General features: G+C 67.5%; 15 protein-coding genes. 7 read left to right on the top strand and 8 right to left on the bottom strand.

Annotation, left to right across the window (positions count from 1 at the left end; genetic code table 11):
• Nucleotides 1–4: 4 nt before the first annotated feature.
• Nucleotides 5–1642 (top strand): amidohydrolase, encoded by a 1638-nt coding sequence (locus tag Y900_RS14320; RefSeq protein WP_036346760.1) that lies wholly within the window; start codon nucleotides 5–7, stop codon nucleotides 1640–1642.
• A 22-nt stretch (nucleotides 1643–1664) separates the two neighbouring features.
• Here Y900_RS14320 and Y900_RS14315 read toward each other — a convergent pair whose 3' ends face one another.
• Entirely contained in the window at nucleotides 1665–2690 is a 1026-nt protein-coding gene (locus Y900_RS14315; RefSeq protein ID WP_036342725.1) for an alcohol dehydrogenase catalytic domain-containing protein, read from the bottom strand.
• A 7-nt stretch (nucleotides 2691–2697) separates the two neighbouring features.
• Nucleotides 2698–4641, bottom strand: a complete 1944-nt coding sequence (locus Y900_RS14310) for a flavin-containing monooxygenase (protein ID WP_036342723.1) — start codon at nucleotides 4639–4641, stop codon at nucleotides 2698–2700.
• 128 nt (nucleotides 4642–4769) lie between these two features.
• On the opposite strand from Y900_RS14310, the gene Y900_RS14305 reads away from it, so the two are divergent.
• From Y900_RS14305 to Y900_RS14290, 4 genes are all read left to right on the top strand, one after another.
• Complete coding sequence (locus tag Y900_RS14305) at nucleotides 4770–5657, top strand: alpha/beta hydrolase (protein ID WP_036342720.1); 888 nt, start codon at nucleotides 4770–4772, stop codon at nucleotides 5655–5657.
• 4 nt (nucleotides 5658–5661) lie between these two features.
• Nucleotides 5662–6762, top strand: a complete 1101-nt coding sequence (locus tag Y900_RS14300; RefSeq protein ID WP_036342718.1) for an acyl-CoA dehydrogenase family protein — start codon at nucleotides 5662–5664, stop codon at nucleotides 6760–6762.
• On the top strand, nucleotides 6762–7925 hold the full coding sequence (locus Y900_RS14295) for an acyl-CoA dehydrogenase family protein (protein ID WP_036342716.1): 1164 nt from the start codon (nucleotides 6762–6764) through the stop codon (nucleotides 7923–7925). Before Y900_RS14300 ends, Y900_RS14295 begins: the two co-directional genes overlap by 1 nt.
• Nucleotides 7926–7995: 70 nt before the next feature.
• Nucleotides 7996–9279, top strand: coding sequence for an HNH endonuclease signature motif containing protein (locus Y900_RS14290; RefSeq protein WP_036342714.1), 1284 nt, complete (start codon nucleotides 7996–7998; stop codon nucleotides 9277–9279).
• On the opposite strand, the gene Y900_RS14285 is transcribed toward Y900_RS14290, so the two are convergent.
• The 3 genes from Y900_RS14285 to Y900_RS14275 all read right to left on the bottom strand — a co-directional run bounded on the left by Y900_RS14285 (nucleotide 9276) and on the right by Y900_RS14275 (nucleotide 12797).
• The gene (locus Y900_RS14285; protein ID WP_036342712.1) at nucleotides 9276–10574 is read right to left on the bottom strand and encodes an amidohydrolase family protein; all 1299 of its coding nucleotides are present in this window, start codon (nucleotides 10572–10574) and stop codon (nucleotides 9276–9278) included. The genes Y900_RS14290 and Y900_RS14285 overlap by 4 nt on opposite strands.
• Nucleotides 10568–11746: a CoA transferase gene (locus Y900_RS14280; RefSeq protein WP_036342710.1), complete on the bottom strand. Its 1179-nt coding sequence runs from the start codon at nucleotides 11744–11746 to the stop codon at nucleotides 10568–10570. The genes Y900_RS14285 and Y900_RS14280 overlap by 7 nt, the downstream gene beginning before the upstream one ends.
• Before the next feature lie 130 nt (nucleotides 11747–11876).
• Entirely contained in the window at nucleotides 11877–12797 is a 921-nt protein-coding gene (locus Y900_RS14275; protein ID WP_237752693.1) for a hotdog family protein, read from the bottom strand.
• Nucleotides 12798–12966: 169 nt separating this feature from the next.
• Here Y900_RS14275 and Y900_RS14270 point away from each other — a divergent pair, with 169 nt between their 5' ends.
• Both Y900_RS14270 and Y900_RS14265 read left to right on the top strand, forming a co-directional pair.
• Nucleotides 12967–14124 (top strand): acyl-CoA dehydrogenase family protein, encoded by a 1158-nt coding sequence (locus tag Y900_RS14270; RefSeq protein ID WP_036342708.1) that lies wholly within the window; start codon nucleotides 12967–12969, stop codon nucleotides 14122–14124.
• A 7-nt stretch (nucleotides 14125–14131) separates the two neighbouring features.
• A complete protein-coding gene (locus Y900_RS14265; RefSeq protein WP_036342706.1) occupies nucleotides 14132–14887 on the top strand; it encodes a GntR family transcriptional regulator in 756 nt (251 codons plus the stop codon).
• Here Y900_RS14265 and Y900_RS14260 read toward each other — a convergent pair.
• The 3 genes from Y900_RS14260 to Y900_RS14250 are packed head-to-tail and all read right to left on the bottom strand — an operon-like array spanning nucleotide 14884 to nucleotide 18313.
• Nucleotides 14884–15822 carry an enoyl-CoA hydratase/isomerase family protein gene (locus Y900_RS14260; RefSeq protein ID WP_036342703.1) on the bottom strand — a complete coding sequence of 313 codons (939 nt, stop codon included), beginning with the start codon at nucleotides 15820–15822 and terminating at the stop codon, nucleotides 14884–14886. The two genes, Y900_RS14265 and Y900_RS14260, sit on opposite strands and share 4 nt — an antisense overlap.
• Nucleotides 15823–17355, bottom strand: a complete 1533-nt coding sequence (fadD4, locus tag Y900_RS14255; protein ID WP_036342700.1) for a fatty-acid--CoA ligase FadD4 — start codon at nucleotides 17353–17355, stop codon at nucleotides 15823–15825.
• Between the two features lie 52 nt (nucleotides 17356–17407).
• A complete protein-coding gene (locus tag Y900_RS14250) occupies nucleotides 17408–18313 on the bottom strand; it encodes a DUF4436 domain-containing protein (protein ID WP_081845105.1) in 906 nt (301 codons plus the stop codon).
• Between the last annotated feature and the right edge of the window lie 36 nt (nucleotides 18314–18349).

Genomic DNA, 18349 nt, shown 5'->3' with positions numbered 1-18349 from the left:
CGAGATGACCGAGGCCGCAGATGTGATTTACGCGGGCGGCACTATCGTCACGATCGACGACCGCAACCCGTCCGCGACCGCGCTGGCGGTTCGGGCCGGCCGAATCACCGCGGTGGGCAGCCGGGACGATGTGGTCGCGGCGCACCAGGGGCCGGGCACCCGAGTGGTCGACCTCGACGGGGCGGCGCTGCTGCCGGGCTTCCTCGACCCGCACAGCCATTACATCAATTCCCTGACCGTCGCCAATCAGGTGAACGTCTTTGCACCGCCGGCCGGACCGGGCGCGGATGTCGAGGCAATCCTGAATTCCCTCAGGTCATTTCGGGACTCGCATCGGGTGCCACCGGGCGAGATGATTGTCGCGTACGGCTACGACGACACCCTGATGCCCGACGGGCGGACACTGCACAAGGACGACCTCGACATCGACTTCCCCGCCAATCCCGTACTGGTCGGGCATGTTTCGATGCACGGCGCGGTGCTCAACTCGGCGGCAATGCGGATGTTCGACATCACCGCGGACACCGTCACCCCGGCAGGCGGGGTGATCGTCCGCAAGGACGGCTCCACCGAGCCGGACGGGCTGGTGATGGAGACCGCGTTCCTACCGATCTTCGCCGCCATGCCCAAGCCGACACCGTCGGAGGAGATCGCCTGGAGCAGGGCGGGCCAGATGCTCTATGCCGCGGCAGGCATCACGACGGCGCATGAAGGCGCCACCCACGCCGCCGACGTGGAACTGATCTACCGGGCCGCCGAAGGCGGAGCGACCCTGATCGACGTGGTGGCCTACCCGTTCATTCTGGAACTCGACGAGGTGCTGCAACGTCACCCTGCGGAGACGTTCGGCAGCTATCACAACCGGGTCAAGCTCGGCGGGGTGAAAGTCACACTGGACGGCTCACCGCAAGGCCGCACCGCATATTTCACGACGCCGTACCTGACCGATGGCCCCGACGGGCAACACAACTGGTGCGGTGAGCTCGGCTTCTCCCAGGAGACCGTCAACGGCTGGTTCAAGAAGGTCTACGACCTGGGCCTACCGCTGGACATCCACGCCAACGGAGATGCGGCCATCGACGTCGCGCTTGCCGCCCATGAATTCGCGGGCGCAGGCGATCTCGGCAAGGACCGTCTCACGGTCATGGTGCATTCGCAGTTCGTTCGTCGAGATCAACTGCGGCGCTACGTCGACTACCAGATCACCCCGTCCTTCTTCACCCCGCACACCTTCTACTTCGGCGACGCGCACGTCCGGTTGCGCGGCAAGGCCCAGGCAGATTTCCTGTCCCCGATGCGCGCGGCGATCGATATCGGGCTGCACCCCACCAACCACACGGACTTCGTTGTCACGCCGCTGGATCAGATGTTCGTGGTGTGGACCGCGGTGAACCGGATCTCGCGCAGCGGCGAAACCATCGGCGCCGACCAGCGTGTCACCGCGCTGGAGGCGTTGAAGGCCATCACGATCAACGCTGCACGCCAGTACCGCGAGGCGGATACCAAAGGCTCGCTCGAGGTCGGGAAGCTCGCCGATCTCGTTGTGCTGGACGACAATCCACTGACAGTCGACCCCATGAAGATCAAGGACATCACCGTTGTCGAGACGATCAAGGAAGGTTCGACCGTCTACCGGGCGTAGGTCAGGGCGCTGGCGCCCCATGTCACGGCGTGAGCAGGACCTTGACGACCTCCCCCGACCGCGCCGCGACGGCGGCATAGCCGTCGGCGGCCTGCTCCAGCGGCAGGGTGGTGGTGAAGATGCCGTCGACGTCGAGGCGACCGCTCTGCAGCAGCGGGATGAGTTCCGGCCAGGTCTGCTGCACCGGCGCGGTGGTCATCCGGAAGGTGAGGCTGCGCAGTAGGGCGGTGAGCGCCGGGAACGGGTACGGGTTGAGGTTGTGCACCCCGACCACCGACACCGTGCCGCCGGCACGCACGGTGGCCAGCGAGTCGTCGATGGTCGTGTCGTTGCCGACGGCGTCGATCACCGAGTGCGCCCCGAGACCGCCGGTCGCGTCCATGACGGTCTGCGCAGCGGCCGGTTCGACCGCGATCGCACCGAGGCGGGCGGCCCGATCCCGGCGTTCGGCGACCGGGTCGACGGCGTAAACCCTTGCCGCACCTTGGAACAGCGCGCTGCGCACCGCGCACAGCCCGACCGCGCCAAGACCGATGACCACCGCTGTACCGCCGAGCGGGATGTCGGCACGCTTGGCGGCGATCCAGCCGGTGGACAGGTTGTCGGTGAGCAGCAGGGCCTGCTCGGTGTCGATGCCCTCCGGCATCTTGAGCAGCTGGAAGTCTGCGGCCGGCACGGCCATCAGTTCGGCCTGCGCTCCGCCGAGCACCCCGGAACCGAACACCTGCGGACCCGACGCGCACAGGATCGGATCCTTGGTCGCGCACCCGGTGCAGGCGCCACAGCCGGCCACCGACGACACGATGACCTGGTCGCCGACCGTCACCGTGCGCACGTCCGAGCCGACCTCGACCACGGTGCCGATGGCCTCGTGGCCCAGCGAGACAGGCTGGAACAGCGGATAGTCACCTTCGTAGAAGTGCAGGTCCGAGCCACAGATGGCGGCCGCCGTCACCTTGACGATGGCGCCGGTCGATCCGGGCAGCACCGGGTCGGGCCAGTCGTCGACCCGCACCGAGCCCGGCGTGTCGATGAGCACCGCGCGCATGGTGTCCTCACTCTCCCTTTGTCACAACGAAATTCGACCAGTCCGGGGTGCGAATCGCATTCCAGTAGACCGGCAGCCGCCACGGGCTCACGGTGTGGATCTCCCCATCCCGGTTCTTGAAGTACGAGTGTTCGATCGAGGGGTGGGCCCACACCATCTGGTTGATCTCGTCCTGATGCTTGCGGTGCCATGCCTCGGTGGCCTCGGCCGTCGGTTCGACTGCCTTCCAGTCATTTTCGACGATATCGGCCAGACAGCTGTTGACGTAGCGCATCTGCAGTTCGGAGTTGAAGATCAGGCTGCCGCCGTGCGCCAGGTGATTACCCGGCCCGTAGAGCATGAAGAAGTTCGGGAACCCGGGCACGGTGATACCCAGATAGGCAGCCGGGCGCTCACCCCAGGAGGCGCGCAATTCCACCCCGTCGCGCCCGGTGATCTGCATCGGGTACAGCACCTCGGTGGCACGGAAACCGGTGGCGTAGACGATGACGTCGATGTCGTGGGCGACCCCGTCGGCCGTCACCACACCGTGCGGCGTGATCCGCTCGATCGGAGTGCGCACCAATTCGACGTCGTCGCGGCGCAGGGTGGTGAGCCAGGTTCCGTTGTCCTGCAACGTGCGTTTACCGGTCGCCGGATAGTCGGGCAGCACCTTTGCCAGCAGATCCTGATCGTCGCCGACCTGGGTGGTGATCCAGTCGGTGAACATCAAGCGGGCCATCGCGTTGATCTCGCTGACCGCGTAGTTCGGATCATCGGGGTGGACGTAGTCCGGGTCGGATCGGGCCGCCTCCAGCCCTTTGTCCGCACCGGGCCACAGGAGCAGGAAGCGGTACCAACGGTTGTAGTAGGGAAGGTGATTCATCGCCCACCGCACGCCGTCGGGGACGCTGTCGTGGTACATCGGGTTGGGGAACATCCACTGCGCGGTCCGCTGGAAGACCGTCAGGTGCGCCACCTGGTCGGCGATCGCCGGAGCGATCTGGAAGCCGCTGGCGCCGGCGCCGATGAGTGCGACGCGCTTGCCGGTCAGGTCCACGGAGTGGTCCCACGCCGCGGAGTGGAAGGCCGGTCCCTCGAACGTATCAGCGCCCTCGATGTCGGGCAGCGCGGGCCGGTTCAGCTGACCGACCGCGGTGATGACGGCGCGGGCGGCAATCGTGGATTCGTTTCCGTCCTTGTCCCGCAGGGTGACTCGCCAGATTCCGTCGGCGTCACTCCATGCGGCCGAGACCACCTCGGTCTGCCAGCGGACATTGGCGTCGAGCTGGTGCCGGTCCAGAACGGTCTCGAAGTAGGCCCGCAGCTCGGGTTGCTCGGCGAAGTAGTGCGACCAGTCGTTGCTCGGCTCGAAGCTGTAGCAGTAGAAGTGATTCGCCACGTCCACCCGGGCACCGGGATAGCTGTTCTCCCACCAGGTTCCGCCCGGGCCGGCATTCTTCTCCACGATCGTGAACGGGATGTTGGCCTGCTTGAGCCGGATGCCGGCGAGCAGACCCGATTCCCCACAGCCGATCACGACGACCGGGAAGTCGTCGGTCGCGGCGGGGTCCAGTGCGACGGGGCGGCGTGGGTCGACGTCCTCGAGGTCCATCTCTTCGAGCACCATCGGACGGTACTCGTCGTCGACGTGCTCGCAGGCCGTCCAGTCCAGCATCTCTCCGATCAGTTCCGGGCTCAGCGGCACCGGCCCCGGGCAGCCCCGGTCGCGGTAGTCGGCGATGATCGGCAGGGCGAGCGCCCGCGCCTTGGCCTTGTCCTCCTCGGACATGAAGCCCTGGACCTCGTTGAGGAAGACGCCGGCCTGGGTGAACTCCCGGATGAACCGCGGATCACCGGTGATGTGGACCAACGACAACAGCAGCGTGGGAATGCTGACCTGCTCCAAGGCCGCCGCGATCTCCTCATCGGAAGACGTGAACGGTTGGCCCGCATACGGATTGGTCGTCATCGACGGTGTCCTCTCAGCCAGCGGCAATTACGCTACGCAGCGTTCCGTAATTGCCGCCACCACGATACTGTCGGCGCCGTCGAGGATCAAGGTCCAGTCCTGAAAGCGGTCTTGCCATACTGGGCGGCGTGGCCAACACCGACATCCATCCCGAACTGCGCAAAGCCGCGCGGTTCACCCCACGCGCGCTGATCTCCGCCCGGACCCTGCCGGTCCTGCGGCGGCTGACAGGCCTGCAACGACCGAAGAACGACGGCGTCGAGGTCCTGACGTTGGAGTCGGGAGTCGGTATCCGCCTCTATCGGCCTGCCGACGCGACCACGACCACGCCGGCGCTGCTGTGGATCCACGGCGGCGGTTACGTCCTGGGGACCGCGGCGCAAGACGATGCCCTGTGCCGCCGATTCGTCCAGGCCTTGGGCATCACGGTCGCCTCCGTCGACTATCGCCTGGCACCGGAGCATCCGTACCCCGCGCCGTTGGAGGACTGCTATACCGCCCTGCAGTGGCTGGCCGGCCTGCCCGCTGTCGACGCCGACCGGATCGCGATCGGCGGGGCCAGCGCCGGCGGCGGACTTGCCGCCGCACTGGCATTCCTGGCCCGCGATCGCGATGGCGTGAAGCCGGTCTTTCAGCTGCTGGTCTACCCGATGATCGACGACCGCAGCGTGGGCCAGCACCTCAACGATCCGGGGCAGCGGCTCTGGAACGCCACCAGTAACCGGTTCGGCTGGCAGGCCTACCTCGGTGGCGCCGATCCCGAGATCGCGGCGCCCGCGCGCCGCACCGACCTCGCCGGATTACCACCGGCCTGGCTCGGCGTCGGCACACTGGACCTGTTTCACGACGAGGACCTCGACTACGCTGCGCGGCTTCAGGCTGCCGGTGTGCCGTGCGAAGTCCACGTGGTGCCCGGCGCGTTCCACGGGTTCGACGGGATCGTCGCCAAAGCCGAGGTCTCCAAGGCGTTCTTCACCAGCCAGTGCGACAGCCTGCGCATGAGTTTCGGGAGCTGAGCCGATGACAGCGTTGACCACCGAACAGCGAGACCTTGCCGAGGCGGTGACCGACCTGATGGCCAAGCGGTCGCCGGAGGCCGAGGTACGCCGACTCATGGCCACCGACGCCGGATACGACCCCGGGGTGTGGGCCGAGCTCGCCGGCATGGGCCTGCTGGGCCTGGCGATACCCGAAGAGTTCGGCGGCTCCGGGGCCGGCGCCGTCGAGGTGGGTCTGGTGATGGAGGCCATGGGACGAGCGCTGCTCTGTGCGCCGTACCTATCCACCGCCGTGCTGACCACGCAACTGCTTGCGGCACTGGGTGATTCGGACGAACAGGCCGACGTGCTGCCGCGGATCGCCGCGGGCGAGCTGATCACGACGGTGGCGTTCGCCGAGGCGGGGTCGGCACGGCCGCCCCTGGCCTCGACCACGACGGCGCGCGCCGACGGGTCGGGCTGGCGGTTGTCGGGCAGCAAGACCCACGTCCTGGACGCGGCGAGCGCCGGGCGGATCTACGTGCTTGCCGGGGACGGGGTGTTCGCGCTGGATGCCGACGCCCCGGGTCTCGACGTCAGCGTGCTGTCGACGGTTGACCAGACTCGCAAACAGGGCCGAGTCGTGTTGAACGACACGCCCGCCCGGCTGGTGGGTGCGGCCGACTCCGGTGCGGAAGCGCTCGGCCAAGCCCTGGACCTGGCATCGGTGGCGCTGCTCGGCGAGCAGGCCGGTGGCGCGATGTGTGCGATGCGGATGGCCGCCGACTACGCCAAGACGCGGTTCCAGTTCGGTCGGGCCATCGGCAGCTTCCAGGCGATCAAGCACATGTGCGCCGACATGCTGCTAGAGGCCGAGTCGGCGTTGTCGGCGGCCCGGCATGTCGCGGCGGCGTTCGACGCCTCGGACGAATCACGCTTTGTGGATCTGGCTGCCGCACAGGCGTATTGCTCGGAGGCATTCGTCACAGTCGCGGCAGACAGCATTCAGGTGCACGGCGGCATCGGGTTCACCTGGGAGCATCCTGCCCACCTCTACCTGCGGCGGGCCCGGACCGATGCCGAACTGTTCGGCGACCCGGCGTGGCACCGGGAACGTTACGTGCGACTGCGAGAGGCACAGTGATGACCGACGACGACGTGCGCAACGAAGTCCGGGAATGGCTGGCTGACAACTGGGACCCCGAGTTGGATCGCGGCACCTGGGCACAGCGGGTGTTCGACGCTGGCTGGGCGGTCCCGAGCTGGGAGCCGCAGTGGTGGGGGCGGGGCCTGAGTGACCCGCAATCCCGCATCGTGGCAGCCGAATTCGCCGCGATGGGCGCACCGGGCACCGGCCACGACCGGGCGAATCTGTTCGCCTGCACGCTGCACGACCTCGGCACCGACGAGCAGAAGCAGCGCCTGATCCCGCCGTCGATCCGCGGCGAGACCAAGTGGTGCCTGCTGTATTCCGAGCCCGGCGCCGGGTCGGATCTGGCGGGGCTGCGCACCCGTGCTGAACGAGACGGCGACGACTGGGTGATCAACGGCCAGAAGGTGTGGACGTCGTTCGCCAAGACCGCCGACTACGGGCTACTGGTGGCGCGTACCGACTGGGATGTGCCCAAGCACAACGGGATCAGCTTCTTCATGTTCCCGATGCGGCAGCCCGGCGTCGAGATCCGTCCGATCCATCAGATCACCGGCGAGTCGGAATTCAACGAAGTCTTCATCTCCGGGGCGCGGGTGCCGGACGCCAACCTGGTCGGCCAGCCCGGCGGCGGCTGGTCGGTGCTGCAGGTGGCGCTGGCCTACGAGCGGCGCCTGATGGGCGATCTGGCCCGCACATCGCGCGGGGCGCGCAAGCCTCAGGCCGATGCCGACAGTCTCGTGGCGATGGCGCGCAGTGCCGGCAAGCTCGACGACTCGTTCGTCCGCCAGGAGATCGCGCGGGTCGAAGGGTATGCGGCAGTGAACCGGTGGAACACCCAGCGCGCCAAGGCAACCTCTGATCGCGCGGAGGCCGCCACACTGCTGGCACTGGGCAAGATCGCGATGTCGCGGATCCTGCACGAGACAGCGAGGGTGCAGACCGAGATCGCTGGTCCGGAGTCGATGCTGACCGGGCCGGACAATCCGGTCGGCGACGCGGTCACGTTCCGGACTTTGAATGCGTACTTCACCTCGATCGGCGGCGGCACCGACCAGATTCAGCGCAACATCGTCGGCGAGCGGGTGCTGGGCTTGCCGAAAGAGCCGGAGCCGTACCGCAATACCGCGTTCCGGGAGTTGCCGTCCTCGAGCTAGGGATTTCTCGCGGGTTCCGGGTTGAAACGCTTGTCGGTTTTTGTCAGTGGTTCGAACTAATGTTCTAATCATGGGTTCGATGACGGCAGCGTTGGATGCGCTCGACGCAGCGATCGAATTAGTGGGCGCGGCTGATATCGAAGACGTGCCCGCGCCACAGCGATTCGCGGTTCTGGAACGACTCGAGACCGCGATGCGCCGGCAGGTTGCGATCTCGCACTCGCAGCTCACACGGCTGGAGCGGTATGAGGGGTGCCCGCCGATTTCGATCGTGGTGGCTGACGTGTTGCGGATCAGTCGTGGTGCGGCCAAGCGCCGAGTTCGTGACGCCGAACAGCTGGTGCCGCGTCAGACATTGACCGGCGCGGAACTGCCCGCGTTGTTGCCGGCCACAGGTAGGGCATGGAACGCCGGGCTGCTCGACGGCGAGCATGTGCGGGTCATCCAACGGTTTTTCCGGGATCTGCCGGATCATGTCGGACCGGTCGAGGTCGAGAAGGCCGAACGCACCCTGGCTGAGCATGCGCAGGTGATGCGGCCTGATCAGTTGGAGAAGATCGCTGATCGGCTGGGCGCCCATCTCAACCCCGACGGCACGTTCTCCGACGAGGACCGTGCCCGTAAGCGTGGCTTCCAGTGGTGCGGCGGCCAACGAGCTGACGGCATGAGCGTCGGAAAACTGATCGCCGACCCAACTCTACGGGGGATGCTTGATGCCTGGTTGGCGAAGTTCGCCGCTCCCGAGCCTGAGGACACCCGAAGCCACGCACAACGGCAGCACGACGCACTGGCCGTACTGGTCCGTCGTCAGCTGGGCGACCCGAAACTGGGTAAGCACAACGGACTTCCGGTCACGATGATCGTCACTACGACCTTGCAAGACCTGGCGTCCGGAGCCGGACACGGGGTGACCGCCGGAGGGACCTTGCTGCCGATCTCAGACCTGCTCCGGATGGCCACGCCGACGTACAACTATTTGGCGGTGTTCGACGGTGTCACCGGGCAGTCTTTGTGGCTAGGCCGGTCCAAGCGACTGGCCTCAGCGGATCAGCGAATCATGCTGCTGGGCAAATACCGTGGCTGCACCGCACCCGGTTGCACGGTCAACGGCTACAACAGCCAGGTGCACCACGCGACCAAAGACTGGAAACACGGCGGCACGACCGACATCGACGACCTCACCCTGGCCTGCAAATGCGACAACCTACTCGTCGAGAACGACGGCTGGACCACCCGCCAACTGGCAGACGGCCAGACCCAATGGGACCCACCACCCGATGTGCCACTGCGCGGCGGCACCAACAACTACCACCACCCTGAACGGTTTCTGCCCAAGGATGACGAGAAAGACTAGGGCCGCAGGTGCAGGTGGCCGCCGATGACGGTGGCGGTCACGAGTTCGGCGTCGAGGGCGTCGAGCACCTCGGCGGGCGCTGCGCTCAGCACACACAGGTCACCGGACTGCCCCGGCTCGACGGTCCTGGGCACGTCGGGACGCTCGGCATGCCCGGTGAACAGCGTCAGTGCCGTTGCGGCCGAGACGCATTCGTCTGCATTCAGCACCGCCCCGGCCTTGGTGGTGCGGTGCACCGCGGCGCGCATGCACGCCCACGGGTCGGCATCACCGAACGGCTGGTCCGTCGACAGGGCCACCCGCACCCCGGCGTGTCGCAGTGATGCCAGTCGCCACAGCGCGGGCTGGTCAGCGGCGTCGACGTCGATCAGGTACTGGTCACCACGTTCGGCGACGAAGTTCGGCTGGGTCACCACCAGCACGGCGAGGTCGGCGAGGTCGGCGAGCGCATCGTCGGGAACCACCGCCGCATGCTCGATCCGGTCGTCGGGGTGGGTGCCCGCCAGCCGCAGCGCGGCCAGTGTGACCACCAGCTGGCCTGCCGTCACACAGTGCAGGGCGACAGCCCGGTTCTCGCGGTGCTGCGCGGCGATCCATCCGGCGAGATCGTCGAGATCGAGCGAATCGTCATGCAGGATGCGCTTTCCCGGTGCCAGCCAGTGCACGTGTTGATGCAACCCACCGTGCCGGTGTTCCTCGGTCAGGGTGATGATGTCGTCGGCGCCGAGGTTCGGAGTGGCATCGGTGACGCCGGTGACGCCATAGCCGAGAAGCCGCCTGCTGACCGTGGCCAGCGATGTGTCGCGGCGCGCGACCGCATCCGACCAGTTGTCGTAGCTGCGTAGCCTGCCGTCGGGATGATCGGGCAAACCCACCGCGGACAGACCCGCGGAATTGAGGTACCACAGCACGCCACTGCGATGTTGAATGCGTACCGGCACAGCGGGAGTGAGATCGTCGAGCAGACTGCGGTCCAGTGGGCCCGCGGCCGACTCGTGGTAGCCGACGGCCCGGATCCAGCCGTCCTCGCCGACCGGCGCGGCGGCGAGCACGGCGGCGAATTCCGCACGGCTGTGGACCAGCGCCGGGCCGACCTGCGCGGAGTCCAGCGCCGCAGCCGCGGCCCGCAGGTGTACGTGGTGATCGTGCAGGCCCGGGATGACCGTGCCGCCCGCGGCGTCGAAGGTGTCCTCACCGCGGCGGGGGGTCAACGAGTCGGCGATCTCGTCGATGGCGGCGGCTACCCTGATGTCGACTTTTCGCCCGTCCAACAGGTGGGCTCGCTGGATCAGCATGGCACCGAGTTCCGCTGCTGGACAAGTGCTTCCACCGCGGCGCTGTCTGCGCCCAGCGCCGATGCCGGCGGGCTGGGCGGCGGAGCATGAGGCTGCCGCACCTGGATCGGTGACAGCGACGGCCCGGTGGACAAGGCCGCGTATGTGGCCGCGACGGCAGCCATCGCGATGTCGAGGGTCTCACCGCCACCACGGCGCAGCGAACGGGCTACGGCCAGTGCGGCTTCCAGACCGGTCAGCGGGTCGGCGACGGCGTCGGCGCAGAACACCGGGTCGTTCGGGCTGGTGCCGACCAGTCCGCCCGCGACGGCCGCGTCGTCACCGAAGGCGGGGCGCTGCGACCGCGACCCATGACCGGTGATGCGAAGCCAGACCTGGCCCGCCGGGCCGGGCAGTGACTCGGAGCTCAGGCCCCGCCGCTGCAGCACACCGGGCCGTGAGCCTTCAATCACGACGTCCGCGGCCGCCAGCAGTGGGCGCAGGCTCCCGCTGTCGAAATCGACAGCATAGGAGAGCTTTCCGTGATTCATCCAATCAAAGAAGGCCGCGTTGCCGGACCGGGTGCCGTCGGGGCGGCCCGGACTCTCCACCTTCACAACGGTGGCCCCCGCCGTCGCGAGGAGCCGACCACACAGCGGGCCAGCCCACATCGACGACAGGTCGGCGACCAATAGGCCTTGTGCCGTGCGGGGTCCGGTGCGCGGCCCCGAAGTTCGCACCACCGGCGGCGCCGGCGTCGTCTCGCCGAGGCGGGCGGCGGGCAGGTCCAGCAAAGTGGCCCGGTCGAGAACCTCGTCGCCGCGACGACAGGCGGCCCACTCCTCGACCGCGGGCCACGGGTCGGGCACCGAGTCGGCTTCAACGAGAGCGGGGACGGCCTCGATGTCGTCGGCGCGCGACAGGGTCAGGGCCCACCAGCCGTCCAGGGTCGGCATGAGGTGGGTTGCCCCGCCGGCCGAGACGCGGCCGTTGCGATGCAGGCCGAGCAGAGCGGCCCGTCCGGTGAGGATGGTGGCGACATCGACCGGGATGCCCAGGAGATGAGTCAGCTCGGCAGCGACGGCGTCGACCCGGGTCAGCATTGCCGCCCGGGAGTGGTCCGGCGGACCGTCGGACCGGCCGGTCAACCAGGCCAGGCCACTGTTGGCCCAGTCGGCGCCGGCGTCGTTCACCCGACCATTGTCGCGCGCGCCGGAGGGCCCCCGCAGAGATCCTGCGACAACATCCGGATCGATATCGGTATCGAGATCGACGAAGCGGACAGGTGACGGCCGGGACTGCGTTCGGGTTTTGTCTCTCGGATCAGAAATGCAGGGCGGTGAACCGCCAGTCCAGCACCTGCCGGTCGTCACCTTCGTCGGCGACGGCATAGACCACCGAACGCAGGGTGAGCACCCCGCCCCGGTCTCCGGGCAACGGATGGGCCGCCTCGATGTGCAGGTCGCTGTACAGCGTGTCGCCCTCGTGCACGGGACCGGTGTGGTCGCACGACGCCCACCCCAGCACCGTCGCGAGATTCGGCAGCAGCTGACCGGCCTGGGCCAACGCCAGCCCGATGGTGTGCCCGCCGTACACCAGGCGCTGGCCGCCCACCCGCGAATCATGATGGGTGGCAGCGATGTTCAGGGTCAGCCGGGCCAGCTCCGGCGCGGAGCTCACCACGTCGCCGGTGCTGCGCAGAACCGAACCGGCCATGTCGGGGTAGAAGTGCGGGCCGGGAACCCGCTCGCGGAACGCCACCGCGTTCCAGTCGGCTGTCGGCTGCGGCGGCGCGGGCAACTCGGCGCCGATCACCGACAGGTCGTCAGCGTGCCCGGTGTCCGGCGCGCCGGGGCTCATCGGCAGCATCGCGCACCGGTAGAAGTCCAGAACCAGTCGGCCGACCTGATCGATGGTGGTCATCCGCAACGCCGCCAGGCCCGTCGGCGCCCGTCCGGACTTGGCACTGTTCTGCCGCAGCCCGACCACCTCGGTCCGCGTGAAGATGGTGTCGCCGATGACCGGATAGCGGTAGAACGTGAGCCCCCGGTAGAACAGGTTGGCCTTGACCCGCTGGGTGGCCAGCGTGCTCTGCCCGATCGCGACGTCACACACCAGCGCCGGATGGGCCAGCTCAGCCGTGCTACCCACCACTGCGTGCGCCAGTCCGGCGTCCAGGGACAACCGGAGCCGATCGCCGACGATCGCCTGATGGCCGGTGGCGGCGCCGGAGGTCAGCGTCATCGACGGCGCCCAGTCGAAGACCTGGCCGACGACCAGGTCGTCGAAATACGGTCCGCCCGACTCGCCCCCGCCAATATGGCCGTACAAAGTCACAGTCGCTCATCCTGGTGCTTCTACACGTGTCGTGTCAATATGGCCGTACATTTCACGACTTCTTGGAGCGGACTACGTGGGCACTGCACTCAACGACGAAGAGACCATGCTGGTGGAGACGGTGCGGGCATTCATCGACCGCGACGTCAAACCTTCCGTCCGTGAGGTCGAGCACGCCAACACCTACCCCGAGGCGTGGATCGAGCAGATGAAGCAGATCGGGATCTACGGCCTGGCGATCAGCGAGCAGTACGGCGGCACCCCGGTGTCGATGCCCTGCTACGTCGAGGTCACCCAGGAACTCGCCCGCGGCTGGATGAGCCTGGCCGGCGCGATGGGCGGGCACACCGTGGTGGCCAAGCTGCTGGAGATCTTCGGGACCGAGGAGCAGAAGCAGAACTACCTGCCGAGGATGGCCACTGGCGACGTACGCGCGACGATGGCGCTGACCGAGCCGGGCGGCGGTTCGGATCTGCAGAACATGGCGTGCGTCGCCCGCGCCGACGGCGACGAACTGGTGATCAACGGAGCCAAGACGTGGATCTCCAACGCCCGCCGGTCGGGTCTGATCGCACTGTTGTGCAAGACCGATCCGCAGGCCACGCCGCGCCACAAGGGCATCTCGGTGGTGCTCGTCGAGTCGCCCACAGCCGGGCTGACGATCTCACGCGACCTGCCCAAGCTCGGCTACAAGGGCGTGGAGTCCTGCGAGCTGGCCTTCGACGACTGCCGGGTGCCGGCCTCGGCGATCCTGGGTGGTGCGCCCGGACGCGGTTTCAGCCAGATGATGAAAGGCCTTGAGACCGGCCGTATTCAGGTCGCGTCCCGCGCCCTCGGCGTGGCGACGGCGGCTTTGGAGGACGCGCTGGCCTACGCCCAGGACCGGGAGAGCTTCGGCCAGCCGATCTGGAAGCACCAGTCTGTGGGCAACTACCTGGCCGACATGGCCACCAAGCTGACCGCCGCACGCCAGCTCACCCGCTACGCCGCCGAACGCTACGACAGCGGGGAACGTTGCGACATGGAGGCCGGGATGGCGAAGTTGTTCGCCTCCGAGGTGGCGATGGAGATCGCGCTGAACGCCGTGCGTATCCACGGCGGCTACGGCTACTCAACCGAGTACGACGTCGAACGGTACTTCCGGGACGCGCCGCTGATGATCGTCGGTGAGGGCACCAATGAGATCCAGCGCAATGTGATCGCCGGGCAGCTCGTCGCGCGCGGAGGCATCTGATACCGACATGAAGCCTGAACCCGCGTATCAGGTTCTGCGGCAGCGACTCCGCGATGAGATCGCGGCCGGGGCCTACCCCGACGGCGTGCGGTTGCCGACCGAATCGGAGCTGGTCGCCGAGCACGGGCTGTCCCGGCAGACGGTCCGCCGGGCGTTCCAGGATCTGGTGGCCGAAGGCGTGGTGTACCGGGTGCCCGGCCGCGGCACGTACGCCAACCGCGGGTATCTGCGGCAGCTCGGTTCGATCGAGGACTTGATGAGCCTGTCCGAAGACACCAGCATGGAAGTGCTGCAGGGCCTTTCGCGACGTGTCGACGTGACGGCGGCCAGCCGACTGCGGCTGGAGCACGACGTGGTGTACACCGTGGTGTTCAGGCGTGTCCATGACCGGCGGGCAGGAGCGCAGCGACCCGGGGATATCGACGGGGTTCCGTTCGTGGTGACCACGGTGCACCTACCGGAGCACATCGCCCGGCTGGTGTTCGACTCCCCGGAGTTGGCAGACGGCGCGGTCGGCACCAACACCGTGATCGGCGTCCTGGAACCGCACCTGGATCAGCCGATAGCCGAAGCAGCCCAGTCGATCACGGTCGCAACCGCCGACGAGCTGGTCGCCGAGGCGCTCGGCTGCGAGCGAGACCACCCGATGCTGCGGGTGGACCGGCTGTACTCCGACACCACCGGCACCCCGGTGGAGCTGTCGGTCAGCCACTTCCTGCCCGAGCAGTACACCTACCGGGTCACGCTGCGCCGCTCCAGCTAGGCGACCTCGTCGACCAGGCCCCACGCCAGCGCGGTAGCCGGATCGATGGTCCGGCCGGACAGCACCAAATAGGCTGTGCGCCAACGCCCGATCCGCCGGGTGATGCTGACGGTTCCACCGGCGCCGGGGATCAGGCCGAGTGTCAGTTCCGGCAACCCCAGCACCGCGTGGGGGTGGCAGCTCACCCAGCCGCAGAACGACGCCATCTCCAGTCCGCTGCCGAGAACGCGACCGTGGATGTCGGCCCGGCAGGCCCGGCCGAGGCGCCGGCTCAGCTCGTCGAGCGCCAACGCCGGGCTGTGCCGGGTCCGCGCCAGATGCGCCGAAGCCGGGTCGGCGAAGGTGCCGAACTCGCCGAGATCCCCACCGCTGCAGAAGGATGCGCCATTGCCACTGAGCACCAGCACGGTCACGGTGTCGTCGAGCAGCGCGACGGTCAGCGCCTCCAACAACAGTGCTCGGGCGTCGGTGCTGAACGCGTTATGACGCTGCGGGCGGTTGAACCGGATGCGCAGCGTGCCGCCGTCACGCTCGGCGAGCACCGGGTCGGCGATGTCGGGCAACGACGCCGGACCGCGCGAGTCACGCCAGCGGGCGAACTCCGGCCCGGACTGCAACGTCGAGTACGCCAGCGACTCGGTGATGATCCCGGGGAGCGCCGGGCCGGTCACGTCGACCGACCGCAACACGTCGTCGCAGACGGCGCTGGCGTGCGGCCAGTGCAGGCAACGATCCCGCAGTAGGGCCACGGTGTCGCTCACCGACTCCACCGCGACGAAGCGGCGGTCTTCGTGTTCCCTGTCGGTCAGGGCGAAGGTGGCTGTGTCCAGCCAGAATTCGCCCTCCGGCGTCGACGGCTCGCCGACCGCAACGACGACGCCCGACGGACCGGTGATCCCGAGCGGCGGCGGGTCGGACAGGTCGACGAGATGCATCTAGCCGGTGGGCGCGGGCGAATACTTGACGATCAGTTCCTGCTTGTACAGCTTGCCGGTGTCGGTGCGGGGCAGCTCGGACTCGAACGAGATCGACCGCGGACACTTGTAGTGCGAGAGCCGATCACGCAACCACGCCAGCAGCTCGGCAGCGAATTCCTCCGTCGCGTCCGCGGAGTCGACCAGCTGGACCACACCCTTGACGCTTTGGCCCATCTCCTCGTCGGGCACGCCGAACACGGCGGCATCCATCACCTTCGGGTGCGTGACGAGCATGTTCTCGGCTTCCTGCGGATAGATGTTCACCCCGCCCGAGATGATCATGTGATGCCGGCGATCGGTGAGGTAGAGGTAGCCCTCCTCGTCCAGATAACCGATGTCGCCGACCGTCTTCCAGCCGTGGCTGTCGCGCGACTTGGCGGTCTTCTCGGCGTCGTTGAGGTACTCGAAATCCATGCCGCCTTCGAAATAGATCTCCCCCGCCTGGCCGGGCGGCAACTCGTTGCCGTCCTCGTCGAGGATGTGCAGTCCGCCCATCATCGGCTTGCCGACCGAGCCCGGGTGGGTCAGCCAGTCCTCGGCGAAGATCAACGTCGACCCGATGGCCTCGGAGGATGCGTAGTACTCGTCGACGATCGGACCCCACCAATCGATCATCTGCTTCTTGATCTCGACCGGGCAGGGCGCGGCCGCGTGCATGACCCGCTGCAGACTCGAGATGTCGTACGAATTGCGAACATCCTCAGGCAGTTTCAGCATCCGGGTGAACATCACCGGGACGAACTGGCCGTGAGTGACCTTATGGCGCGCGATCGCGTCGAGGCAGCCCTGCGCGTCGAACTTCTCCAGCACCACAGTGGTGATTCCCGCCGCGAGCGTCTGCATCGACCACACCGAGGGCGCGGTGTGATACAGCGGGGCGGGGCTGATGTAGACCGCATCGGGGTTCATCCAGAATCCGATGAGTCCGGCCATCATGCCGGGCACCTCGGTGGGCGGCAGGTGCGGAAGTTCGCGCTTGATTCCCTTGGGCCGCCCCGTCGTTCCCGACGAGTACTGCAGCAGGTCGCCCTCGATCTCGTCGTCGATCGGCGTAACCGGCTGGTCCGCAACGCATTCCGGGTAGCTGCGCCAGCCGTCGAGTTCGCCGTCGGTGATGATCAGCAGCGGCGGCATCGTCGGCACCTCCGCGGCGAGCCCGGCGAGGGTGTCCTTCAGCCCGGCCGAGCCGACGACGGCTTTGGCCTCACTGTTGTCGATGATGTACGCGGCTTCGGCCGCCGTCAGGTGCGTGTTGATCGGCACGTAATAGAGCCCGGAACGCCGCGCCGCCCACAACACGGTGTGGAAGTGCTCGTTGTTCTCGATGAGGATCGCGACGGAGTCGCCCTCACGCAGCCCGGCCTGCCGGAACAGGTGTGCCAGCTGGTTGGCCCGGGCTTCCATCTCGCCGAACGTGACCGTTTTCCCGGACGGATACAGGATGACTGCCGGCTTGTCGGGAGTGGCGTGCGCATGCTCGCGGATCTGCATGGGAGCACTGTACGACAGAGCCTCTTGACGGGTGTCAACTAGGTGCTGCTAGTCAGTCGCTGTGCCGGGCCCAGGACACCAGGTAGATGACCAGCGCCGCGACCAACGCCACCAACACCCAGAAGACCAGCGCCTCGTCGATCCAGGACCCCGGCGGCGGATCGCCAGGCAGCACGTTGCGGATCGGGACAACCGCGAAGAGCATCGCCGCGAACCACGTCGAGAACGGCGGCTGGAATTTCTTCTTGCCCAGCAGCATTTCGATCGCCGCGTACAGCGCCAGCGCAGGCAGCATCAGCAGCACCAGGCAGATCCCGAAGATCAGCGCCAGCGGACCGCGGGATCGGGAGAACGTGACGGTCGCGTTGTCGTCGGCGCCGCCGGAGTGGGTGGCGGGCCCCGTCCGATCGCTGCGAACATCCCAGCCGTACAGCGATCCGCTCACCTCCACCCGGGCAGGCACATAACGCCTCTGATCGCCCGACCCGACATACACGTCGGCGCCGATGGTGTCGGTGGTGTACCTGTCGAACGGCCACCTGTCGGCGTCCCCGGTGGCCAACAGCGATGTCTTGGCGACCTTGGGAACCTGCCCCTTGGGGAAGGTCAGCTCCCCGAACTCGATGCACGGACACAGCCGCACCACCATGTCGGTGGTGAGGTTGCCGAACTCGGGATCCAGGAAGCCCTTCTGCGGTATCACCAGAACTTCGACGTCCACCCGATTGTCGAGCGGATGAATGGCCGTGAGCTCCAACAGGACAACGGTCTCGTTGGCGGTGTCCAGATTGGTGGGCTTCAGCGAGTGCGCCGAACTGTCGATCCAGAAGTAGCCCGCCACCGACCCGATATAGATGGCGAGAATGACGCCGACGGTGGCGATCCGGCGCCACCACGACTGAGCGGGCGCTGGCGCATTCCTCGCCGGCGCCGGCGCATCCGCCGACGGGACCCCCACCGAACGGATATTAGCTGGGGTCTGGGGCCGAACTGG

The organism is Mycolicibacterium aromaticivorans JS19b1 = JCM 16368 (assembly GCF_000559085.1).
Classification (GTDB): domain Bacteria; phylum Actinomycetota; class Actinomycetes; order Mycobacteriales; family Mycobacteriaceae; genus Mycobacterium; species Mycobacterium aromaticivorans.
Note: the sequence above shows the minus strand (reverse complement) of the source record. Positions and strands in the feature narration are given on the sequence as shown.